This window comes from Bacillus alveayuensis (assembly GCA_030812955.1).
In the GTDB taxonomy this organism is placed as follows: domain Bacteria; phylum Bacillota; class Bacilli; order Bacillales; family Aeribacillaceae; genus Bacillus_CB; species Bacillus_CB alveayuensis.
This window is the reverse complement of the sequence record JAUSTR010000004.1, coordinates 111,427-130,492: the sequence shown is the minus strand read 5'-3', so window position 1 is coordinate 130,492 and position 19,066 is coordinate 111,427. Positions and strand designations below refer to the sequence as shown.

Here is a 19,066-nt window from a genome sequence, read left to right as displayed (position 1 = left end):
TATTGGTAAAGCGGTTTTATTCATCATTCATACTTTTTAAATACAAGAGATGCATTGTGGCCACCAAAACCGAAAGAGTTGCTCATCGCCACACGGACATCTCTTTCTTTCGCCTTATTTGGCGCGTAATCTAAGTCACAATCTGGGTCTGGTGTTTCATAGTTAATAGTTGGTGGGATAATCCCTTCTTTAATAGCGAGAACAGAGAAAATCGCTTCAACTCCGCCTGCAGCACCTAATAAATGACCAGTCATTGATTTTGTTGAGCTTACGGTTAATTTGTAAGCATGATCACCAAACACTTCTTTAATGGCTAACGTTTCGAATTTATCGTTATACTCTGTACTTGTTCCGTGTGCATTAATATAGTCAACAGCTTCACGATTTAAACCTGCGTCTTCCAATGCCATTTTCATTGCACGAGCGCCGCCTTCACCACCAGGGGCTGGTGCAGTAATGTGGTACGCATCTCCAGTAGCTCCGTAACCAACGATTTCAGCATAAATATTAGCACCACGTTTAAGAGCATGTTCAAGCTCTTCTAATACAAGGATTCCTGCGCCTTCTCCCATGATAAATCCATCACGATTTTTATCAAAAGGTCGGCTTGCTGTATTCGGATTTGGATTTGTTGATAATGCTTTCGCTGCACTAAATCCAGCAAAGGCCATTTTCGTTAACGGCGCTTCTGTTCCACCTGTTATCATCACATCAGCATCGCCTCGTTCAATCGCTTTAAAAGCATCACCAATGGAGTTTGTTCCTGTAGCGCATGCCGTTACTGTACATGAGTTCATCCCTTTTGCACCTAATGCGATCGATACTTGTCCTGCAGCCATATCTGGAATCATCATTGGAACAAAGAACGGACTGACACGACGTGCCCCTTTATTCATAAATATTTCAAATTGTTGTTCATACGTTTCCATTCCACCAATTCCAGAGCCAATCCAAACACCAACTCGTTCAGCGTTTTCTTCTGTTATTTGTAAATTTGCATCTTTTACTGCCATAAAAGAAGCTGCTAAAGCAAATTGTGTAAAGCGATCCATTTTCCGGGCTTCTTTTCGATCCATGAAATTTTCCGGATTAAAATCGTTAATTTCTGCAGCCACTTTTGCTGGAAATTCATCTTTATTGACTCGAGTAAGCTCACCTATTCCAGAAACACCTTTTATGGCATTTTCCCAGCTTGTTTTTACATCTAGTCCAAGTGGAGTTACCGCTCCTAATCCAGTTACTACTACTCTACGCTTCACCATAAACGATGCACCTCACCTTTCCGGATAGTCATACGGATAACTTCAATGAATAGTTTCATTTTTTATCATGTTTTATTTTCCCCATCTTAACGCAATGGCTCCCCATGTCAAGCCGCCGCCGAACCCAACCATGACGATGAGGTCGCCATCTTTAATTTTACCTGCTTTTACTTCTTCATATAAAGAAATAGGTATCGATGCAGCAGATGTATTACCATATTTATGAATGGTTTTAGACATTTTTTCCTCTGGAAGCTCCAATCGCTGTCTAGCCGCTTCCATGATCCGAATGTTTGCTTGGTGTGGAATGAGAAAATCAACATCATCTTTTGAAAGTCCCGCTTTTTCTAACACATTCACACTCGATTCTCCCATTTGACGAACCGCAAACTTAAAAACTTCTCGTCCATTCATGACAACATATTCATCTTGATATAAATGTTTTCCTCCAGTTCCATCTGCACCTAATTCGAAGGAAAGGATTCCCTTATCATCACTCACTGGCCCCAGCACAACGGCTCCAGCACCGTCTCCAAATAATACAGCTGTTGTACGGTCTTCCCAATTTAATATTTTCGATAATTTTTCGACACCAACAACTAATATATGCTTATAGGCTCCTGTTTCAATAAATTGCTTTGCCGTAACCATTCCATACATAAAGCCAGCACATGCAGCACTTACATCCATTGCAGCGGCTTTCGTAGCTCCTAATTGTTCTTGCAGCATACATGCAACCGATGGAAACGGCTGATCTGGTGTAACGGTTGCTACTAAGATCATATCAATTTCCTCAGGGGTAATATCAGCATCTTCTAGCGCTTCCTTTGCCGCACGTACACCCATATCCGATGTGTTGATATCATCTGGTGCAATTCTTCGTTCTTCAATTCCAGTTCTCGTACGAATCCATTCATCCGATGTATCCATCATTTTCTCTAAGTCTTTGTTCGTTAGCGTACGCTCAGGTGCATATCGACCGATCCCAATTATTCCAGCCTTCATTATGCGCAACTCCTTTATAAAAAATTGACTAATGTCCTCGATGAACACATTTATTCAAAAAGGTCCCATTCAACTTATTATTAACAGTAAATATTATGACTTGGTACTAATTTTAGCTTATTTTCAATGGATAATCAACATGTTTATGGAAAAAGACAGATGTCTATCTCAAAATATTTTTTATCACATAGATTGATAGTAAGTACAATTTCGGAAGGTGGTTATGATGGATGAGCATGAAAAAATAAAAAAAGATGATGCAAATAGCGGTACTGAAAAACAATTACAGGAGGAAAATCAGTCACAAACAGGTGAGCGGACAGACTTTTTCACAGAGTTAATGTTTGGGAGAAGTCGAAACAATCGAGAACGTGAGCAGCAAAACGATCAGCTTATTCAAGATGTTGATTATTTTCAATTAATGGAACAAATCGATTCGATTATGGAATCGGTAAAACAATTAAAACCTTTGCTCAAACCTTTTTCACCAATTATAGATTTTATTAAAAAGAAAATTTAACATTCCGCTAGTATAGAAAAGGGGCTGACCATGTAGGCCGCCCCTTCAGACTGCCCGCAAACGCTCGCATTCTTTGTTACTTCGCCCGCATCGCGCTTCATTACCGTTCTTGGTAACCTCCGCTCCTCTTCGGGCTCGTTCCTCAAGACATAAGTTTTCATTCAGTCTTAAAATTCTTGATCTTGCAATGATTACTTCAAATGAGTTAAAAACGAATGGGTGAACATACTTTTCGTTTCCACTAAATTATACTTCATGTTTTGCCTCTTCTTTTCCAAGCTCGTAGGCTTCTGCCATCACTTTTGTTAGTAAAGAAATCATCGGCTGGAGTTTTTCTGGAGCTAGTTCGATCCCAAGTTCATCAAGCTGTGTCTTAGCTTCAGGTAAATATTTCATCGCAATTTGCATGAATTCAAATGCTTTTGGATGCTGTTCCATTTCGTTCACTCCTTATTCATTCGGTAATTTTCCGGTTTCACGATATCGTTCAATGAAATTATGTATTTTTTCTTGAAAAGGTTGATCGACAAGTGGGCTATATTTGCCCATACTAATTACACCATCTTGAAAATCAAAAAATAAATTTCCTCCCTCTAACTTACCGGAGTTAAAACGTTCGGCAACTAATAAATACAATTTATCAACATGTTGCACGGTACTCGTTAAAACCGTTTGTTCGCCTAAGTCAGCTTGATCAGAAATATAGCCAATAGCATATAGACCACGATCTTTTAAGTGTTCAATAACAGGTACATTATACACATCTCCTGCTGGATAAACAACATCGACATTTTGGTGGATAAGATCATCCAACTCTTTTAATGCTCGGTCGACATTATACCATGAAAAAATATAGCGAATTTCAACATGAACATCTTCTTTCTCATAGGTGGCTCCTTGATAAAAGCCTTCCACTTCCGGCTGCCACTCAAAGGCTGCTATTATTCCAACTTTATTCGTTTTGGACATATGACTCGCAACCATTCCGGCAAAAAACCCCATAGCATGTGAGTTGAAATTTAAACTTGTCACATTTGGGCCTTTCGCATCACCATTAAAAAAAACGAAATGAATATCTGGATATTGATCCTTTAACTCGCGAAAGAATGCTTGATATTCATTCCCGTGCCCAAAAATTAAATTGACACCTTTTTTATGAAATTCCTCAACCGCTTGCTTCACTTCAAACTCCGTGTCCATTCCTTCTTTATAAAATACATCAACATTCATTTTCGATTGAATTTTTAGTAAACCTTTGTAGCCCATTGTTCCCCACACTTGATCATTGATTGTCTCCGGAACTAAAAGACCTACTTTCTCAAGATTTCCTCGAGAAGGAGCTTGTCCGCAACCTGTTAGCAAAAAAAAGAGAAGAAGAATGATTCCGATTTTGTTCAGCATGTTAAGCAACTCCTTTCTCAAGAGGCTCATATAAATCGTCTTAAAAAAATTCATGAAAAAATTGAGTCCTCAAGGAGATGAGCCATTTTTTCTAACGCTTTTCACTTTTTTAGAGTTTATTGATTCCTCATGAATTCGAAAAAATAAACTTTTTATTTATATTTTATCCATATAATAAGAGGAAGAACAAGCTATTTATTGATATTCTGTAAAAGAGCATTGAACCTTGTTAAGAAATGTCTTTGTTCATCAAGCCCTTCTTCAAGTTTTTTCTGATTTTGTGGAACGATAATATTTTCCAAATTCAAATATATTGGTTTGTAAGGAATATTATTCCTTTTCGATAACTGTTTTTCAATGTCATCTTTTTCATAATTAGAGATCATGTGAATAATGGGATGTTCCCATCTCTCCATCTTCCCAAGCTCTAGAAGTGCATCGACAACATCCTCTATATAAAGAAGGTCGCGTATGGGTGTCTTTAACCGATCATTGCTTCTTGGAAACTGTTGATCTTTAAGCTCCTTTAGCACCATATCCGTCATCCATTGTCCAGGGGGCTGCCAAGGGCCGTACACAGTCGGAATGCGAACAAAAAGATAAGAGTCTTGGACTATCTGTTCTTTGAGCCATTTCTCCATTTGTAAAAAAAATTTTCCTTTCTCGGAGCTTGGCATCGGTTTTGTTTCCGCTACAATTTCTTCTTGATCCTCACCAAAAATTTCAATAGAAGAAAGAAACACAATCGGGCATTGCTTTTCTTTCACAATCGGTAATAATTTTTGTAACGTTTCTTTTTCTTTTCTCCACTCTTTTGGCCATTGTGGATCATGTGGGTCTAATTGACAATAATAAATGACATCGTAATCAAATACGTGATTCTCTTCGAAAATATCTTTCATTTGAAATATTTTAAGCTGCGCATTTCGGCCAAGCCACATCATTTGTTCTTCAACCCATAGCTGATATTGGAAATGGTTAGGCTGAAAGAGCACCCCATCTACGAAACTTCCATCTTCTAATAAACGGCTGCATAAATGAAAACTAATAAATTGCTGTACACCGACAATTAATACACGTTTCAATGAAAGCTCCCTAAACATTTTTGTTCGGGAGCGACACCTCCTTTATAATTCCCGCTTAAAAACGTTTATCCATTCCTCTTTTTATTGTATCGTATGCAACGATTAAAAAGATTAGTCTTTTAGATTGGCTGTTTTCGTAAACTTTGTTGCTTTTCGACTGTCTATGAACCGAACAAAGCACGTGGTCGGACAAACCACATTTGTCCGACCATCGACTTTTGTTCGGTTCACGTCACGCTACACGCGTGACATAGCAAGCGTTTCGCTTGCTTGACAGTCGAAAAGCTATCGTATAGTAAAGCAACAATCTTTTAGAAAAGAGCCTTTAGATGAATTGGAAAAGATGATCTTATAATTCCTTCTCATGCTCTTTAAAAAAATGAATGATCATATGGTGTATTCTGTGTAAATTTTCAGGAAAATGGAATGTCAGTTTAATTGGGGAATTTAATTGCTTACGCCATTCTTCGTATTTTTTACTATGAAGACGGTACGGATAGGGACTTCCATACATTTTTTGCCATATCCGAACAGGAACGACCGACTGATAATTCTCGATTTGAGGAAACGAATAGTTTAACACTTCTTTTGGCTCCATTTGATAAGCGGCTGATAGTTCTTTTAACATCCGTTTATAAAAAAATTTGTTTTCTTTCTCATGCTGTATTTGGGATTTTAAATCTAGACATGGATTTAGCATCGCGACGGAACGAATACGATCAGCCATTGATTCCATCAGTTCCATCGCAACTAATGCTCCCATTCCTTCTGCCAAAATATGAATTTTTTTATTTAAAATTTCTCGCTTCAATACAAGATGATAAAGCTGTTTGGCTAATAAAACAGCCTCGGGGCTTCCCCAATTTCGGCCATAAAGATTCGAGTAAAATATCGTATACCCTTTCAGCATCAACAATTGCAATAATTGACTTCTACCATAATGTTGAATCCAAAAGCTCGAATGTTCATCAACATAATGATGTTTATCGCCTATAATGAATACTCCAAATCCACTCGGTTTTTCAGGAAGGTGAATGATATTCCACTCATTTTCAATTTGAAAAAAACGTTCCGTTATTCCTTCCATGCGGTCACCACCTTTCCAGCTTCTATTTCATCAATGAATGATCCCGATTCAAATAACGAGTTTCTTTTATTAATGTATGTTTAACAATCGGTAAAGAATAGATAAAATGCCTATATTGTCATTTCTTTTTCATGAGAGGCGAAAAATTAATCGTTTCATCTCGAAACATTGTGTGATAATATATAGAGGGAAAATGGTGTGTAGAGAGGTGACATAGTGATGAGATTTATTATGACCTTATTCTGGGCTTTCCTATTAGTTAATATGGCAAGCTATGTTATTTCATCGATGATTGGTGCTACATATGAATTTGGGACATCTTCCGTATTAGCTGTTATTGCAACCGTTCTCATTTTTATTATCGCCGAATTAATTCCGAGTGATGAAGCAGCTAGCCATCATTAATACAAAGAGTTAGTCCCTCTTGTGCCTATATTGCACAAGAGGTTTTTATTTCGACGAATCACTTATTTGAACGGTTTTATGACGAGACCTTCATCATTTACATCAACGAGAACATGATCATAATCTTTAATTTCCTGAGCAATAATCGCTCGAGCTAACTTTGTTTCAAGATTTTTTTGAATAAAACGTTTTAATGGTCTTGCACCATAAACGGAATCAAATCCCCTTTGAACAATATATTCCTTTGCTTGATCCGTTATCGATAATTCAATATGCTTTTGTTCAATACGCTCTTTGAGCTCACGCAATAATTTGTCGACAATTCCCTTCATTTCCTTCATTGTAAGAGGTTTAAATAACACAAGATCATCCACACGGTTAAGGAATTCTGGACGGAAGTGTAATCGAAGCTCATTCAAGGTTTTCTCTTTTACTTCTTCTTTTATTTCTCCTCCTTCCGTTGCACCTTCTAATAAATAGTTCGATCCAATATTCGATGTCATTATAATTACCGTGTTTTTAAAATCGACTGTTCTTCCTTGAGAATCTGTGATTCGTCCATCATCTAACATTTGTAATAAAATGTTGAATACTTCCGGATGAGCTTTTTCAATCTCATCTAATAAAATAACTGCATATGGCTTTTTGCGGACAGTTTCCGTTAGTTGCCCCCCTTCTTCATAGCCAACATAACCAGGAGGAGCCCCTATTAAACGTGAGACAGAATGTTTTTCCATATATTCCGACATATCAATACGTACCATTTGCTCTTCGCTATCAAAAAGGGTAGCGGCTAATGTTTTGGCTAACTCCGTTTTCCCTACTCCTGTAGGACCTAAGAACAGAAACGAACCAATTGGTCTATTTGGATCTTTTATCCCAGCTCTTGCTCTTAAAACAGCATCAGCGACAAGCTCAATGGCTTCATCTTGTCCAATGACCCGCTCTTTTAATAGCTTTTCTAGTTTTAAAAGCTTTTCCCTTTCTCCTTCAACAAGCTTTGCAACAGGAATTCCTGTCCATTTCGCCACAATGTTTGCGATTTCTTCTTCTGTCACTTCTTCGCGGAGCAAACGATGATCATGCTGCTTTTTAGCCATTTCTTCTTCAAGAAGCTTTAACTCTTTTTCTACTTGTGGAATTTGACCATGACGAAGCTCGGCTGCTTTATCTAAATCATATTCATTTTCTGCTTCGTGTAAATCACGGCGTAGCTTTTCTAATTTTTCCCGCAATATTTGAACACGCTCAATTCCTTCTTTTTCAATTTGCCATTTTGCCTTCATGGCATCTGCTTTTTCACGTAAATTGGCAAGCTGTTTTTTCAGCTCTTCTAATCGGCTTTGGCTATCAGGATCTTTTTCTTTTTTCAGCGCCTTTTCTTCAATTTCTAATTGCATAAGCTTCCTCATAACTTCATCTAACTCTGCCGGCATCGAATCAATTTCGGTCCTAATCATCGCACACGCTTCATCGACTAAATCAATCGCTTTATCTGGTAAAAATCTTTCTGTAATATAACGATTCGAAAGCTCTGCTGCAGCAACAAGTGCCGAATCATGAATGTTTACCCCGTGATGAATTTCAAACCGTTCTTTCAATCCTCTTAAGATCGATATCGTATCCTCAACAGTTGGTTCACTTACGATTACTTGCTGAAAGCGACGCTCTAAAGCCGGATCCTTCTCAATATATTTTCGATGCTCATCAAGCGTTGTTGCTCCGATGCAATGCAGCTCTCCTCTCGCAAGCATGGGCTTTAGCATGTTCCCAGCATCCATCGCTCCTTCTGTTTTTCCGGCTCCAACAATTGTATGCAGTTCATCAATAAACAAAATGATTTTCCCTTCACTTTTCTTCACTTCATTTAAAACAGCTTTTAAGCGTTCTTCAAATTCACCACGAAACTTTGCTCCAGCAACAAGGGCACTCATATCTAAAGCAAAAATCGTTTTATCTTTTAATCCTTCTGGAACATCCTTGCGAACAATACGCTGGGCAAGCCCCTCAACAATTGCTGTTTTCCCTACGCCTGGTTCTCCAATCAGTACGGGATTATTTTTTGTTTTCCGTGATAAAATGCGGATTATCCGGCGAATTTCTTGGTCTCGACCAATAACAGGATCAATTTTTCCTTGTTTCACTTCTTCGACAAGATCACGTCCGTATTTTTTTAATACTTCGTATGTAGCTTCAGGATTTTTTGTTGTCACACGACTGTTCCCCCTTATTTCCATTAACACTTTTAAGATCGTTTCTTTTAATAAATTTCTTTTTTGAAAAAGCTGTTTCACTTCTTCTGCAGCGAATTCTGAAATCGCTAAAACGACGTGTTCAACTGACAAATAATCATCTTGAAATTTAGCTTGATAGGATTGTGCCTGATGAAAGATATTTTGTAAGGTTTGAGATATATAAAGATTGATAGTGTTGGAACCAACTATGGAAACTTTCGGTTTTTTTCGTAAAAGCGTGTGTAAATCGTGTATAAATGTTTGAATATCATAATTTGTTTTTTCTAATATACGTGGGAAAATCCCTTCTGGTTGTTTGAGGAATGAAAGCAATAAATGAACTTCATCCATTTGTTGATGCTCATTTTCTCTAGCTAATTGTTGTGCTTCCATTAAACCTTTTTGCAGATTTTCTGTAAACGTTTCAAAATCCATTCTGATCCCACCTGATAAGTTTGACTTTTTTTGACCTTTATCTTCATTATAATCTAAATGATCAAATTCACAAGTATTAGAATTTGCAACTGCTTACAAAACATATAAGCCATCTGCTTGGCAGATGGCTCTTCACTTCGCTATGGCTTCCGTCGGTACGTCCAAACGCGATTATGATTTGATGTTTCTGGAAATGGATCTCCTGCCTTTAATTTAATCTTTTTCGGATTCATAACCATTGAACCCGTTTCGCCAACTTCCACATATATTCCGTTATTCGGTGCCTTTTCACCAGGTTTAAATTGATGCTTTTGACCCATATCATCCCTCCTCTTTTCTACATTCATATTGTTTCCGAGTTTATGTATTTCATGTTGAAATGGATCTTTACAAAATGTGGGACATATAGTTAAATGAAAAGGTGTGAACGTTTGGAAAGTGGGGATTGTGAGTGGAAACTTTACAAATGCTCTATGATATTGTGAAATTTTTCTTTTTAGGGGCACTGCAAGGGTTTACGGAACCGATTCCGATCTCTTCAAGCGGACATCTCGTCCTTGCCCAGCATTTTTTAGGAATTGAGCTTCCAGGTTTATCTTTTGAAGTATTCGTCAATTTTGCTTCATTATTAGCTGTTCTTGTTATTTATCGGAAAGATTTAGTGAGAATTACGAAAAACGGACTTCGATATGTATGGACAAAAGAACCTAATACAAAAGAAGATTTTATGTTTATTGTGTACCTGATGATCGCTACTATTCCAGCTGGGGTTATTGGTATTCTGCTAGGCGATTATATTGAGGATAGCGGTGTTTCAGTAGTAGGAATTACATTAATGATAACAGGAATCGCCTTATATCTTATTCGTAATTTAAAAGGACGAAAAAATGATGGGGATTTAACAATGAAAGACGCTTTATTAGTTGGTTTTGCCCAAGCTGTGGCTCTCATTCCTGGTATTAGCCGTTCAGGTGCGACCATTGTTGCAGCAATGGCTCTAGGTATGAAGCAAGAAACCGCCCTTCGTTTTTCATTTCTCCTATATATTCCTGTCAGTCTTGGTACAACGATTTTAAGCGTACCTGATATGATCGGCGATTCTCATTTACATGTTATTTGGCCGCTACTGTCTATTGCCTTCATTGCCGCTTTTATTTTTTCTTATTACTCATTAAAGTGGTTTATGGGAATTATGGAACGCGGAAATTTAAAATACTTCTCCTATTATTGCTGGATTGTCGGAATTTTAGTCATCTTGTTTGCATAAAAAGGGTCAGAAAGAGGTTTTCCGACCCTTATTTTAATATTTCTTTTAACAAAGCTTTTTGTGCGTGCAGTCGATTTTCCGCTTGCTGGAATACAGCTGATTGTTCACCATCCATTACATCTGCTGTCACTTCTTCTCCACGATGGGCTGGCAAGCAATGAAGAAAATGGGCAGTAGGTTTTGCTTTCTCCATTAATCGTTGGTTTACTTGGTATGGATGAAAAATTTCTTTTCGTTTTTCTTCTTCGTCTTCTTGTCCCATGCTTGTCCACACGTCTGTATAAACAATGTCAGCATCTTTCACCGCCTCTAACGGATCATTCATAACGACAATTTCTGCACCCGTTTCCTTGCCAATTTTTTTTGCCTGCTCTACTAAATTTTGATTTGGTTCAAATCCTAGTGGTGAAGCAATCGAAACGTTTAAACCAACTTTTGCTGAACCGATCATGAGTGAATGTGCAACATTGTTGCCATCCCCTACATAGGCCACTTTTATATTTTCAAATGTTCCTTTCAATTCCAAAATAGTTAATAAGTCAGCGAGCGCTTGGCACGGATGAAAAACATCACATAAACCATTTATGACAGGAATGGTGGCATGCTCTGCCAATTCCTTTACTCGCTCATGCTTTGTTGTGCGAATCATAACCGCATCAACATATGCTGATAACACTTTTGCGGTATCCGCAATGGTTTCCCCTCTTCCTAGTTGAAGCTCCTTTGCATTCAAATCAATGGCATGTCCACCTAGCTGCAGCATGCCTACTTCAAAGGAAATACGTGTTCTTGTGGATGATTTTTCAAAGATCATCGCTAATGTTTTGCCCTTTAAAGCTTGTGAATACGGATTCTCCTTTAGCTTTACTGCTTCATCTAAAAGATGGAAAATTTCTTCTGAAGAAAACTCTAATAATGATAATGCACTTCTTCCTGATAATGATTTTTTTTCTAAAGATGTTGTATTCTCCTTCGTCAACCTACATCTACTCCTTTTTTAGCTAATTCCTGCAACGAGATTGGGTACGTTTCCTTCACACTCAAGCCCTGTAAAAATGCTGTAAAAGTTTCTTTCTCTGTGAAAACAACAATACCACGCTCGACCGCTTTTTGCCGTTTTTGTTTATCTTCATTCGACTTGAACGGATTATAATAAACGAGTGCATTTTTTTGTTCAAGCCATTGATCAAAATTGTTTGACACTGTGTTCACATTCGCTTCCTTTAATAATGATGCGATTTCATGATCTTCTTCTGTGAACACACTTTCCGGACTTAATGGAAATAAATGATCGAACACTTTTCGAATGGCTCCAGCCACACTATTGGCAATACACATTCCTTCACCCGTTGACTTCATTTCCGGTCCAAGCTTCATATCGACATCACCGAGAGCATGCGTTGAGAAAACAGGAAATTTCACCGCTACCTCATCTCTTAATGGATTTGTCTCCATTTCTAGTTCTAATAAAGACTTCCCACATATTATTTCTGTTGCCTTTTCAATGAGAGATACACCTGTAAGTTTGCTAATAATCGGCACAGTACGACTTGCCCGCGGATTCACTTCAAGGACAAAAATTTTTTCGCCTTTAATTAAAAATTGAATGTTCATAATCCCTTTATATTGGAGATGATCAACTATGCGCTTCGCATAGCTTTCGATTTTTTGCTTGATTTCCATTGATAGCGTGACAGAAGGGAAAATCGCATAGCTGTCACCAGAATGGATACCAGCTTTTTCAATATGTTCCATCACTCCAGGGATCATAATATTTCGACCATCTGCGATTAAATCAACTTCAGCTTCTTTTCCATGTAAAAATTCATCAAGTAAAATTGGAAAGTGTGCTTCATCTGTATCAGCGATGATTTTATGAAGCTCTTCCTGCGTTTCAACTTTAACCATTCCTTTACCGCCAATGACATATGACGGTCTTAATAAAATAGGAAATTGCAGACCTTCAGACTGAACGATTGCATCTTGTGCATCAAATGCCATAGTTCCTTTAATATGTGGAATGTTGGTTTCATCTAAAAGCTGATAAAATTTCTTGCGGTCTTCTAGTACATCTAATATTTCAGAGCTAGTGCCTAATAACGTAACACCAGCTTTATCTAGTTTTTCAGCTAAGTTTATGGCTGTTTGCCCTCCAAACTGAACGATCGTTACATCAATTTGCTCATTTTCGATCACATTTAAAATATGCTCAACTGTCAACGGTTCAAAGTACAAACGATCAGCCGTTTCATAGTCTGTACTTACAGTTTCTGGGTTATTGTTAATCATAATGGCTTCATAACCTATTTTTTGCAGCGTTTGAATGCAGTGAACAGCACTATAATCAAATTCCACACCTTGACCGATACGGATTGGACCTGCTCCGATCACGAGAGCCTTTTTCTTCCCTTTTTTAGGAATCGCTTCATTTTCCCCTAAGTAGGTTGAATAAAAGTAATTGGTTCTTGCTGCAAATTCTGCTGCACATGTGTCAACCATTTTAAAAACTGATTGAATTTTCCACTCTTTTCGCAACGAGCGGATTTCATGCTCGGAAGCATTTTTCCAATAAGCGATGGAACGGTCAGAAAAGCCATAATGCTTTAACATTTTTAAAAGTTTATCATCAAGCTCTGCTTCTTTAAGATTGTTCTCTAATTGAATCAAATGTTCAAATACAGAAAGAAAATAAAAATCAATACGTGTATGCTCATGAATGTCCTCAATGGAGATATTTCTTCTTAATAATTCCATGATGACAAAAAATCGTTCATCATCCGCTTTTTTTAGCCGTTTCATCAATTCAGCTGTATCTTGATGCTTCAGCTTCGGCAAGTACAAACCGATGTTGCTTAATTCCAATGATTCAACAGCTTTTTGTAAAGCTCCTTCCATCGTCCGGTCAATGGCCATGACCTCGCCAGTAGCCTTCATTTTTGTACCTAATGTACGATCGGCATTTGTAAATTTATCAAATGGCCAGCGTGGAAACTTAACAACAACGTAATCAAGTGCTGGTTCAAAGCTAGCATAAGTGGATAAAGTGAGCGGATTTTTGATTTCTGCTAACGTATAGCCAATGGCTAGCTTTGCGGCCATTCTGGCAATCGGATAACCGGTTGCTTTTGATGCTAACGCTGATGAACGACTAACTCTTGGATTTACTTCAATTACGTAATATTGCTTGCTTTTCGGATCAAGCGCAAACTGAATATTACATCCTCCTACTACTTCTAAAGCGGAAATAATTTTTAAAGCAGCACTTCTTAACATTTGATATTCTTCATCTGTTAACGTTTGGGATGGTGCAACGACGATTGAATCTCCAGTATGAATCCCGACTGGGTCAATATTTTCCATATTACATACGGTAATGCATGTGTTTGTAGCATCACGCATCACTTCATATTCGATTTCTTTAAACCCCGCAATGCTTTTTTCAACAAGTACTTGATGAATCGGGCTCATCTTTAATCCATTTGTCACAATGGTTATTAGTTCATCCTTATTTTGTGCAATTCCTCCTCCTTTTCCACCTAATGTATAGGCCGGTCTAACAATGATTGGATAGCCTGTTTTTTCAGCAAATTGAAGAGCAGATGGCAAATCTTCAATAATTTCACTTTCAGGAATAGGTTCTTCAAGATCCATCATTAATTGCCGGAATAGTTCACGGTCTTCCCCTTTTTGAATTGATTCACTTGAAGTGCCTAACAAGTTAACTCCATATTTATTAAGTATTCCATTTTTTTCTAGATCTACAGCTAGATTTAAAGCTGTTTGCCCTCCTAATGTCGCTAAAAGTCCATCAGGGCGTTCTTTTTGAATAATTTTTTCAATGCTTGATACCGTTAATGGTTCACAATAAACGGCATCAGCAAATTTTGTATCGGTCATGATCGTTGCTGGATTGTTATTCACTAAAATAACTTGAATGCCTTCTTCCTTAAGTGCCAAACATCCTTGTGTCCCAGAATAATCAAACTCTGCTGCCTGCCCAATCACGATAGGTCCTGATCCGATCACGAGAACTTTATTTAATGATGCATCTTTAGGCATAGACTTTCTCTCTCCTTGCTGTAACATATATTTCCAAAAATTCATCGAACACCCAGTCTGCATCTTCTGGTCCTGGATTAGCTTCTGGATGAAATTGTACGGATAAAATCGGTAAATGTTCATGAACTAGACCTTCAACTGATTGATCATTTACATTCGTAAAGCGAACATGAACCGGTAATGGTTCTAAGCTATTTGCATCAACAACATAGCTATGATTTTGCGATGTCATAAAAACCTTTCCTGTCTTATGATCGATAACGGGATGATTAGCCCCACGATGTCCGAAACGAAGCTTCTTCGTATTTCCTCCTAAGGAGAGGGCAATTAATTGGTGTCCAAGGCAAATTCCAAGTGTCGGGTACTTGGAAATGAGTTCAAAAATTTGCGGCAGCTGATTTTCAAGCTGCTTCGGGTCACCTGGCCCGTTCGATAAAACGAGGCCATCTGGCGATAAATCGTGTATTTCATTTAATGAATGAACTGGAACAACACTTACTTTACATCCTCGCTTTAATAATGAGGTTAAAATCGATTTTTTAAAACCAAAATCAAGGAGGGCGATATGTTTATCTCCTTCACCATAGGTTTCGATCTTTGTACCCGAAACCTCTTTCACTGGCTGATGAGAAAGCTTTTGTTCAAACAATACGCGTCGTTTTGCTGTAATGGCCGCTATTTGTGAACCATTTGAGCGTATTTTCTTTACGATCGCACGAGTATCGATATTGGTGATATAAGGAATGTTCCATTTATTTAAATATTGCTGAAGCGAATATTTCGCTAAATAGTGAGAATATTGAGCCGTTGCTTGAAAAACGACAACACCTTTTACTTGAGGCTTTTTACTCTCAAAATCTTTTTCATTAATGCCATAATTTCCAATAAGCGGGTATGTGAAGACAACAATTTGATCTTTATAAGAGGGATCTGTCAACACTTCCTGGTACCCTGTCATTCCTGTATAAAAAACCAATTCCCCTTCACAAGGTTCAAGAAAATTCCCTTCAATTTCTCCTTCAAATGTTGTTCCGTCAGATAGGATGAGATAACCAATCAATCGAAAACACCCTCTTTCTTGTATGTTTATTTAACAAAAGGTATATTTATTCATATTTATGAAAGAAAACCCCTTCTCTTATGAAGGAGAGAAGGTTAAAGAATGTAAATGTATATTCGAAGCAAGTAGATGGACCGCTTTCTCCATTTCCTGTTTCGTTACCGTTAATGGAGGAAGCAAGCGAATCACCTTTGGTCCCGCCGGCAAGGCTAAAAGACCATTTTCTCTTAATGATGTTAACACATTTTGTACATCTGTATTTAACTCTATTCCGATCATTAATCCTTTTCCACGGATGTCTTTGACTAGCGGCTCGTCTTGTAATTGCTCAATTAATTGCTGCTTGAGCCACTTCCCTTTTTCCGATACAGACGTTAAAAAGGATTCGTTAAATATCTCGTCAAGAGTTGCATCAGCAGCAGCCATCGCTAGTGGATTTCCCCCAAAAGTGGAAGCATGACTGCCAGGTGAAAAGCTAGAAATAAGGTGTTTTTTCCCAATCATCGCTCCAACTGGAAATCCGCTTCCAAGACCCTTCGCTAAGGTGATAATATCAGGACTGATTTTATAATGCTCATACGCAAAAGCTTTTCCGGTTCTTCCGATACCGGTTTGCACCTCATCGACAATGAAAAGGGCATCTAATTCCTTACATTTTTCTTCAATGGCTTTCAAAAATGTTGGATCCCCTGGCACAACTCCCCCTTCACCTTGAACGACTTCAACCATAATGGCCGCTATATCATTTCCTTTCAATGATTTTACAGCTTCCACATCATTGTAAGGTAAATATTCAAATGTCGGCGCTAGCGGACCGAAGCCTTCTTGTACCTTTTTTTGCCCAGTCGCTGATAAGGTGGCATAAGTTCTACCGTGAAAGGATTGTAAAAATGTAATGATTTTATGTTTGCCAGTATGCTTTCTCGCAAGCTTAATGGCTGCTTCGTTCGCTTCTGCACCACTATTGGCAAAAAATACAGCATCCCCTACGGAATGTTCGACAAGCTTTTTGGCGACCTTTTCTTGTAAAGGAATTTGAAATAAATTCGAAACATGCCATACTTTTTCAAGCTGCTTTTGAATCGACTGTGAAACCGTTTTTGGACAATGCCCTAAATTGCAAACAGCAATCCCTGAAACGAAATCTAAATATTTTTTGCCATTTGTATCATATAAATAGGCTCCTTCTGCCTTCTCAACTTCAATATCCAAGCGGGCATATGTTGGAAATAAATAACTCATTTATACCACAACCTCTTGTTTTTTCGAAATCTTTGTTCCTAACATTTTACCATTATGAATAATCGGATTGTTTCCACTGACAATCATCACTTCTTTTAAAGAATTCGATAAAGCTTGGAGAGCTGATTTTACTTTCGGAATCATCCCGCCATAAATAATGCCTTTGTCGATCAGCTCATAAATAAAGTTTTCCGATGCCTCTTCAATTAACACCCCATCTTTTAAAATACCTGGTACATTTGTTACAAATATTAATTGTTCCGCCTGCATTTTTTCGGCGATTGCTGCTGCACAAACATCGGCGTTAATATTTAACGTTTGCCCGTCGTTCGTTTTTCCTAAAGGCGCCACGACTGGAATGTAAGCTAAATCAAGCAATGCGTGCAATAACGAAATATTGACATCATCGACTTTTCCGACAAAGCCTAAATCCTTTTCATTTAAAAAAGAAGCTTGAATCAGCTGACCATCGCACCCAGAAAGCCCTAATGCGTTAATATGATGCTTTTGCAGCTTCGTAGTTAAAAATTTATTCATTTTTCCAGCTAGCACCATTTCCGCAATTTCTAGCACTTCCGCTGTCGTTTTACGCTGCCCTTCATAAAAATCACTTTTGATTTGCAGCTTTTCAAGCATTTCGTTTATTTCTGGACCGCCGCCATGAACAAAAATGATGTTTTTCGACTCCATTAATTCTTTTAAACTTTCGATAAATGCATCTGATAATTGCTTGAGCATGCTGCCGCCAAGCTTTATGACAACAAGCGGCTTTTTATGTGCGGTAGCTTGCATTGATTTTGACATAGTCATACGTTAAATCACATCCCCATGCTTTTCCTTCCTCATTTCCATTTGTTAACAATACTGTGATGACAATATGCTCGTTTTCTAAGTAGCTTTTCACTTCTTCTTCCGAAAAAGGAACAGGAATTCCATTTTTAAACATTAAATATGGCCCCATATAAACCTCTATTCCTTCTGGATTTACTTCGGCATCACTATAGCCGATCGCTGCAACAATTCGCCCCCAGTTCGCATCCGTTCCAAAAACAGCTGTTTTGACGAGTGAAGAGCCGACGATTTTTTTCGCTATAACATTTGCATCCTTTTTCGTTCTTGCCCCTTTTACATTCACTTCTATTAGCTTCGTTGCTCCTTCACCGTCACGGGCAATTTGCTTTGCTAAATCTTCACATACAAGCTTTAGTCCTTCTTTAAATGTATTCCAATCAGCGTGGTCTTTACTGAGTAGAGAATGTCCTGCTAATCCATTCGCCATCACGACCACCATGTCATTTGTAGAGGTGTCCCCATCAACCGTGATTTGATTAAATGTCACATCGGTAATTTCTTTTAATGCATCTTGTAAAAGAGACGAAGGAACATTTGCATCAGTTGTAATAAAGCCAAGCATTGTTGCCATATTTGGGTGAATCATTCCGGACCCTTTCGCCGCTCCTGCAATCGTAACGGTTTTTCCTTCAATTTCGAATTGATAACAAGAGCCTTTTATAAACGTATCTGTTGTTAAAATCGCCTCTTGAAAGGCTTTTGCTCCAGATAGCAAGGAGTTGTAGTCCACTTCCTCTATCCCTTTTGTTACTTTGTCCATTTGTAAATGTTGACCGATTACACCTGTTGAAGCAACCGCAACAAAATGCTCCTTTATATGTAATCGTTTCGCTGTTAAATTTCTCATCTCATAGGCATCTTTTAACCCTTGCTCTCCGGTACAAGCATTGGCGTTTGAGCTATTGACAATTATTGCTTGCAGCTTGTTTTCTTCTTGAATACTATTTTGTGTCACTTTTAGCGGTGCAGCTTGAAAATGATTTTGTGTATATACAGCTGCTGCAGATGCAGGCGTTGTACTAACGAGAATGCCAAGATCTTTTTTTGAAACATGTAAGCCTACGTGAATACCTCCAGCTAAAAAACCTTTTGGTGTAATGATCGAACCATTCTCAACCTTTTGAATTTGTGTTTCTGCTGTTTCCATGAACG

At 38.0% G+C, this 19,066-nt stretch carries 17 protein-coding genes; 3 read left to right on the top strand and 14 right to left on the bottom strand.

Annotation, left to right across the window (positions count from 1 at the left end):
* Positions 1-23: 23 nt before the first annotated feature.
* Together fabF and J2S06_RS07530 are read right to left on the bottom strand one after the other, a co-directional pair.
* A complete protein-coding gene (gene fabF / locus J2S06_RS07535) occupies positions 24-1,262 on the bottom strand; it encodes a beta-ketoacyl-ACP synthase II (protein WP_044893509.1) in 1,239 nt (412 codons plus the stop codon).
* A gap of 72 nt (positions 1,263-1,334) precedes the next feature.
* Positions 1,335-2,267 carry a beta-ketoacyl-ACP synthase III gene (locus tag J2S06_RS07530; protein ID WP_044893510.1) on the bottom strand — a complete coding sequence of 311 codons (933 nt, stop codon included), beginning with the start codon at positions 2,265-2,267 and terminating at the stop codon, positions 1,335-1,337.
* 226 nt (positions 2,268-2,493) lie between these two features.
* Between J2S06_RS07530 and J2S06_RS07525 the strand changes: the two genes are divergently transcribed.
* Positions 2,494-2,787: a hypothetical protein gene (locus J2S06_RS07525; RefSeq protein ID WP_419151873.1), complete on the top strand. Its 294-nt coding sequence runs from the start codon at positions 2,494-2,496 to the stop codon at positions 2,785-2,787.
* 246 nt (positions 2,788-3,033) lie between these two features.
* Here the strand turns inward: J2S06_RS07525 and J2S06_RS07520 are convergent, their stop codons facing one another.
* From J2S06_RS07520 to J2S06_RS07505, 4 genes are all read right to left on the bottom strand, one after another.
* Positions 3,034-3,225: a ComZ family protein gene (locus J2S06_RS07520; RefSeq protein ID WP_044893511.1), complete on the bottom strand. Its 192-nt coding sequence runs from the start codon at positions 3,223-3,225 to the stop codon at positions 3,034-3,036.
* Positions 3,226-3,237: 12 nt separating this feature from the next.
* Positions 3,238-4,188, bottom strand: coding sequence for a BMP family ABC transporter substrate-binding protein (locus tag J2S06_RS07515; RefSeq protein ID WP_419151872.1), 951 nt, complete (start codon positions 4,186-4,188; stop codon positions 3,238-3,240).
* A 191-nt stretch (positions 4,189-4,379) separates the two neighbouring features.
* Complete coding sequence (locus J2S06_RS07510) at positions 4,380-5,273, bottom strand: NAD-dependent epimerase/dehydratase family protein (protein ID WP_419151871.1); 894 nt, start codon at positions 5,271-5,273, stop codon at positions 4,380-4,382.
* Between the two features lie 349 nt (positions 5,274-5,622).
* A complete protein-coding gene (locus J2S06_RS07505) occupies positions 5,623-6,360 on the bottom strand; it encodes a lipase family protein (protein WP_419151870.1) in 738 nt (245 codons plus the stop codon).
* A gap of 219 nt (positions 6,361-6,579) precedes the next feature.
* Between J2S06_RS07505 and J2S06_RS07500 the strand changes: the two genes are divergently transcribed.
* Complete coding sequence (locus J2S06_RS07500; RefSeq protein WP_044895288.1) at positions 6,580-6,765, top strand: YjzD family protein; 186 nt, start codon at positions 6,580-6,582, stop codon at positions 6,763-6,765.
* A gap of 62 nt (positions 6,766-6,827) precedes the next feature.
* On the opposite strand, the gene clpB is transcribed toward J2S06_RS07500, so the two are convergent.
* Positions 6,828-9,434, bottom strand: a complete 2,607-nt coding sequence (gene clpB, locus J2S06_RS07495) for an ATP-dependent chaperone ClpB (RefSeq protein ID WP_419151869.1) — start codon at positions 9,432-9,434, stop codon at positions 6,828-6,830.
* A 140-nt stretch (positions 9,435-9,574) separates the two neighbouring features.
* Positions 9,575-9,754 carry a YjzC family protein gene (locus tag J2S06_RS07490; protein WP_419151868.1) on the bottom strand — a complete coding sequence of 60 codons (180 nt, stop codon included), beginning with the start codon at positions 9,752-9,754 and terminating at the stop codon, positions 9,575-9,577.
* 146 nt (positions 9,755-9,900) lie between these two features.
* On the opposite strand from J2S06_RS07490, the gene J2S06_RS07485 reads away from it, so the two are divergent.
* The gene (locus J2S06_RS07485) at positions 9,901-10,701 is read left to right on the top strand and encodes an undecaprenyl-diphosphate phosphatase (protein ID WP_419151932.1); all 801 of its coding nucleotides are present in this window, start codon (positions 9,901-9,903) and stop codon (positions 10,699-10,701) included.
* 28 nt (positions 10,702-10,729) lie between these two features.
* Here the strand turns inward: J2S06_RS07485 and argF are convergent, their stop codons facing one another.
* From argF to argJ, 6 genes are all read right to left on the bottom strand, one after another.
* Complete coding sequence (gene argF / locus J2S06_RS07480; protein ID WP_419151867.1) at positions 10,730-11,680, bottom strand: ornithine carbamoyltransferase; 951 nt, start codon at positions 11,678-11,680, stop codon at positions 10,730-10,732.
* The gene (locus J2S06_RS07475) at positions 11,677-14,760 is read right to left on the bottom strand and encodes a carbamoyl phosphate synthase large subunit (RefSeq protein ID WP_419151866.1); all 3,084 of its coding nucleotides are present in this window, start codon (positions 14,758-14,760) and stop codon (positions 11,677-11,679) included. Before J2S06_RS07475 ends, argF begins: the two co-directional genes overlap by 4 nt.
* Positions 14,753-15,820, bottom strand: a complete 1,068-nt coding sequence (locus J2S06_RS07470; protein WP_419151865.1) for a carbamoyl phosphate synthase small subunit — start codon at positions 15,818-15,820, stop codon at positions 14,753-14,755. Before J2S06_RS07470 ends, J2S06_RS07475 begins: the two co-directional genes overlap by 8 nt.
* Before the next feature lie 78 nt (positions 15,821-15,898).
* Entirely contained in the window at positions 15,899-17,062 is a 1,164-nt protein-coding gene (locus tag J2S06_RS07465; RefSeq protein WP_419151864.1) for an acetylornithine transaminase, read from the bottom strand.
* Positions 17,063-17,872: an acetylglutamate kinase gene (gene argB, locus J2S06_RS07460; protein WP_419151863.1), complete on the bottom strand. Its 810-nt coding sequence runs from the start codon at positions 17,870-17,872 to the stop codon at positions 17,063-17,065.
* Complete coding sequence (gene argJ, locus J2S06_RS07455) at positions 17,835-19,061, bottom strand: bifunctional ornithine acetyltransferase/N-acetylglutamate synthase (protein WP_419151862.1); 1,227 nt, start codon at positions 19,059-19,061, stop codon at positions 17,835-17,837. Before argJ ends, argB begins: the two co-directional genes overlap by 38 nt.
* Positions 19,062-19,066 lie beyond the last annotated feature (5 nt).

Bases quoted from the DNA above. Each gene is read 5' to 3' on its own strand.
- J2S06_RS07500 (WP_044895288.1), top strand. From the start codon at position 6,580: ATGAGATTTATTATGACCTTATTCTGGGCTTTCCTATTAGTTAATATG.
- J2S06_RS07475 (WP_419151866.1), bottom strand. From the start codon at position 14,760: ATGCCTAAAGATGCATCATTAAATAAAGTTCTCGTGATCGGATCAGGA.
- fabF (WP_044893509.1), bottom strand. From the start codon at position 1,262: ATGGTGAAGCGTAGAGTAGTAGTAACTGGATTAGGAGCGGTAACTCCA.
- argJ (WP_419151862.1), bottom strand. From the start codon at position 19,061: ATGGAAACAGCAGAAACACAAATTCAAAAGGTTGAGAATGGTTCGATC.
- J2S06_RS07485 (WP_419151932.1), top strand. From the start codon at position 9,901: ATGCTCTATGATATTGTGAAATTTTTCTTTTTAGGGGCACTGCAAGGG.
- J2S06_RS07520 (WP_044893511.1), bottom strand. From the start codon at position 3,225: ATGGAACAGCATCCAAAAGCATTTGAATTCATGCAAATTGCGATGAAA.
- J2S06_RS07505 (WP_419151870.1), bottom strand. From the start codon at position 6,360: ATGGAAGGAATAACGGAACGTTTTTTTCAAATTGAAAATGAGTGGAAT.
- argB (WP_419151863.1), bottom strand. From the start codon at position 17,872: ATGACTATGTCAAAATCAATGCAAGCTACCGCACATAAAAAGCCGCTT.
- J2S06_RS07525 (WP_419151873.1), top strand. From the start codon at position 2,494: ATGGATGAGCATGAAAAAATAAAAAAAGATGATGCAAATAGCGGTACT.
- J2S06_RS07490 (WP_419151868.1), bottom strand. From the start codon at position 9,754: ATGGGTCAAAAGCATCAATTTAAACCTGGTGAAAAGGCACCGAATAAC.
- clpB (WP_419151869.1), bottom strand. From the start codon at position 9,434: ATGGATTTTGAAACGTTTACAGAAAATCTGCAAAAAGGTTTAATGGAA.
- J2S06_RS07465 (WP_419151864.1), bottom strand. From the start codon at position 17,062: ATGAGTTATTTATTTCCAACATATGCCCGCTTGGATATTGAAGTTGAG.
- J2S06_RS07515 (WP_419151872.1), bottom strand. From the start codon at position 4,188: ATGCTGAACAAAATCGGAATCATTCTTCTTCTCTTTTTTTTGCTAACA.
- J2S06_RS07530 (WP_044893510.1), bottom strand. From the start codon at position 2,267: ATGAAGGCTGGAATAATTGGGATCGGTCGATATGCACCTGAGCGTACG.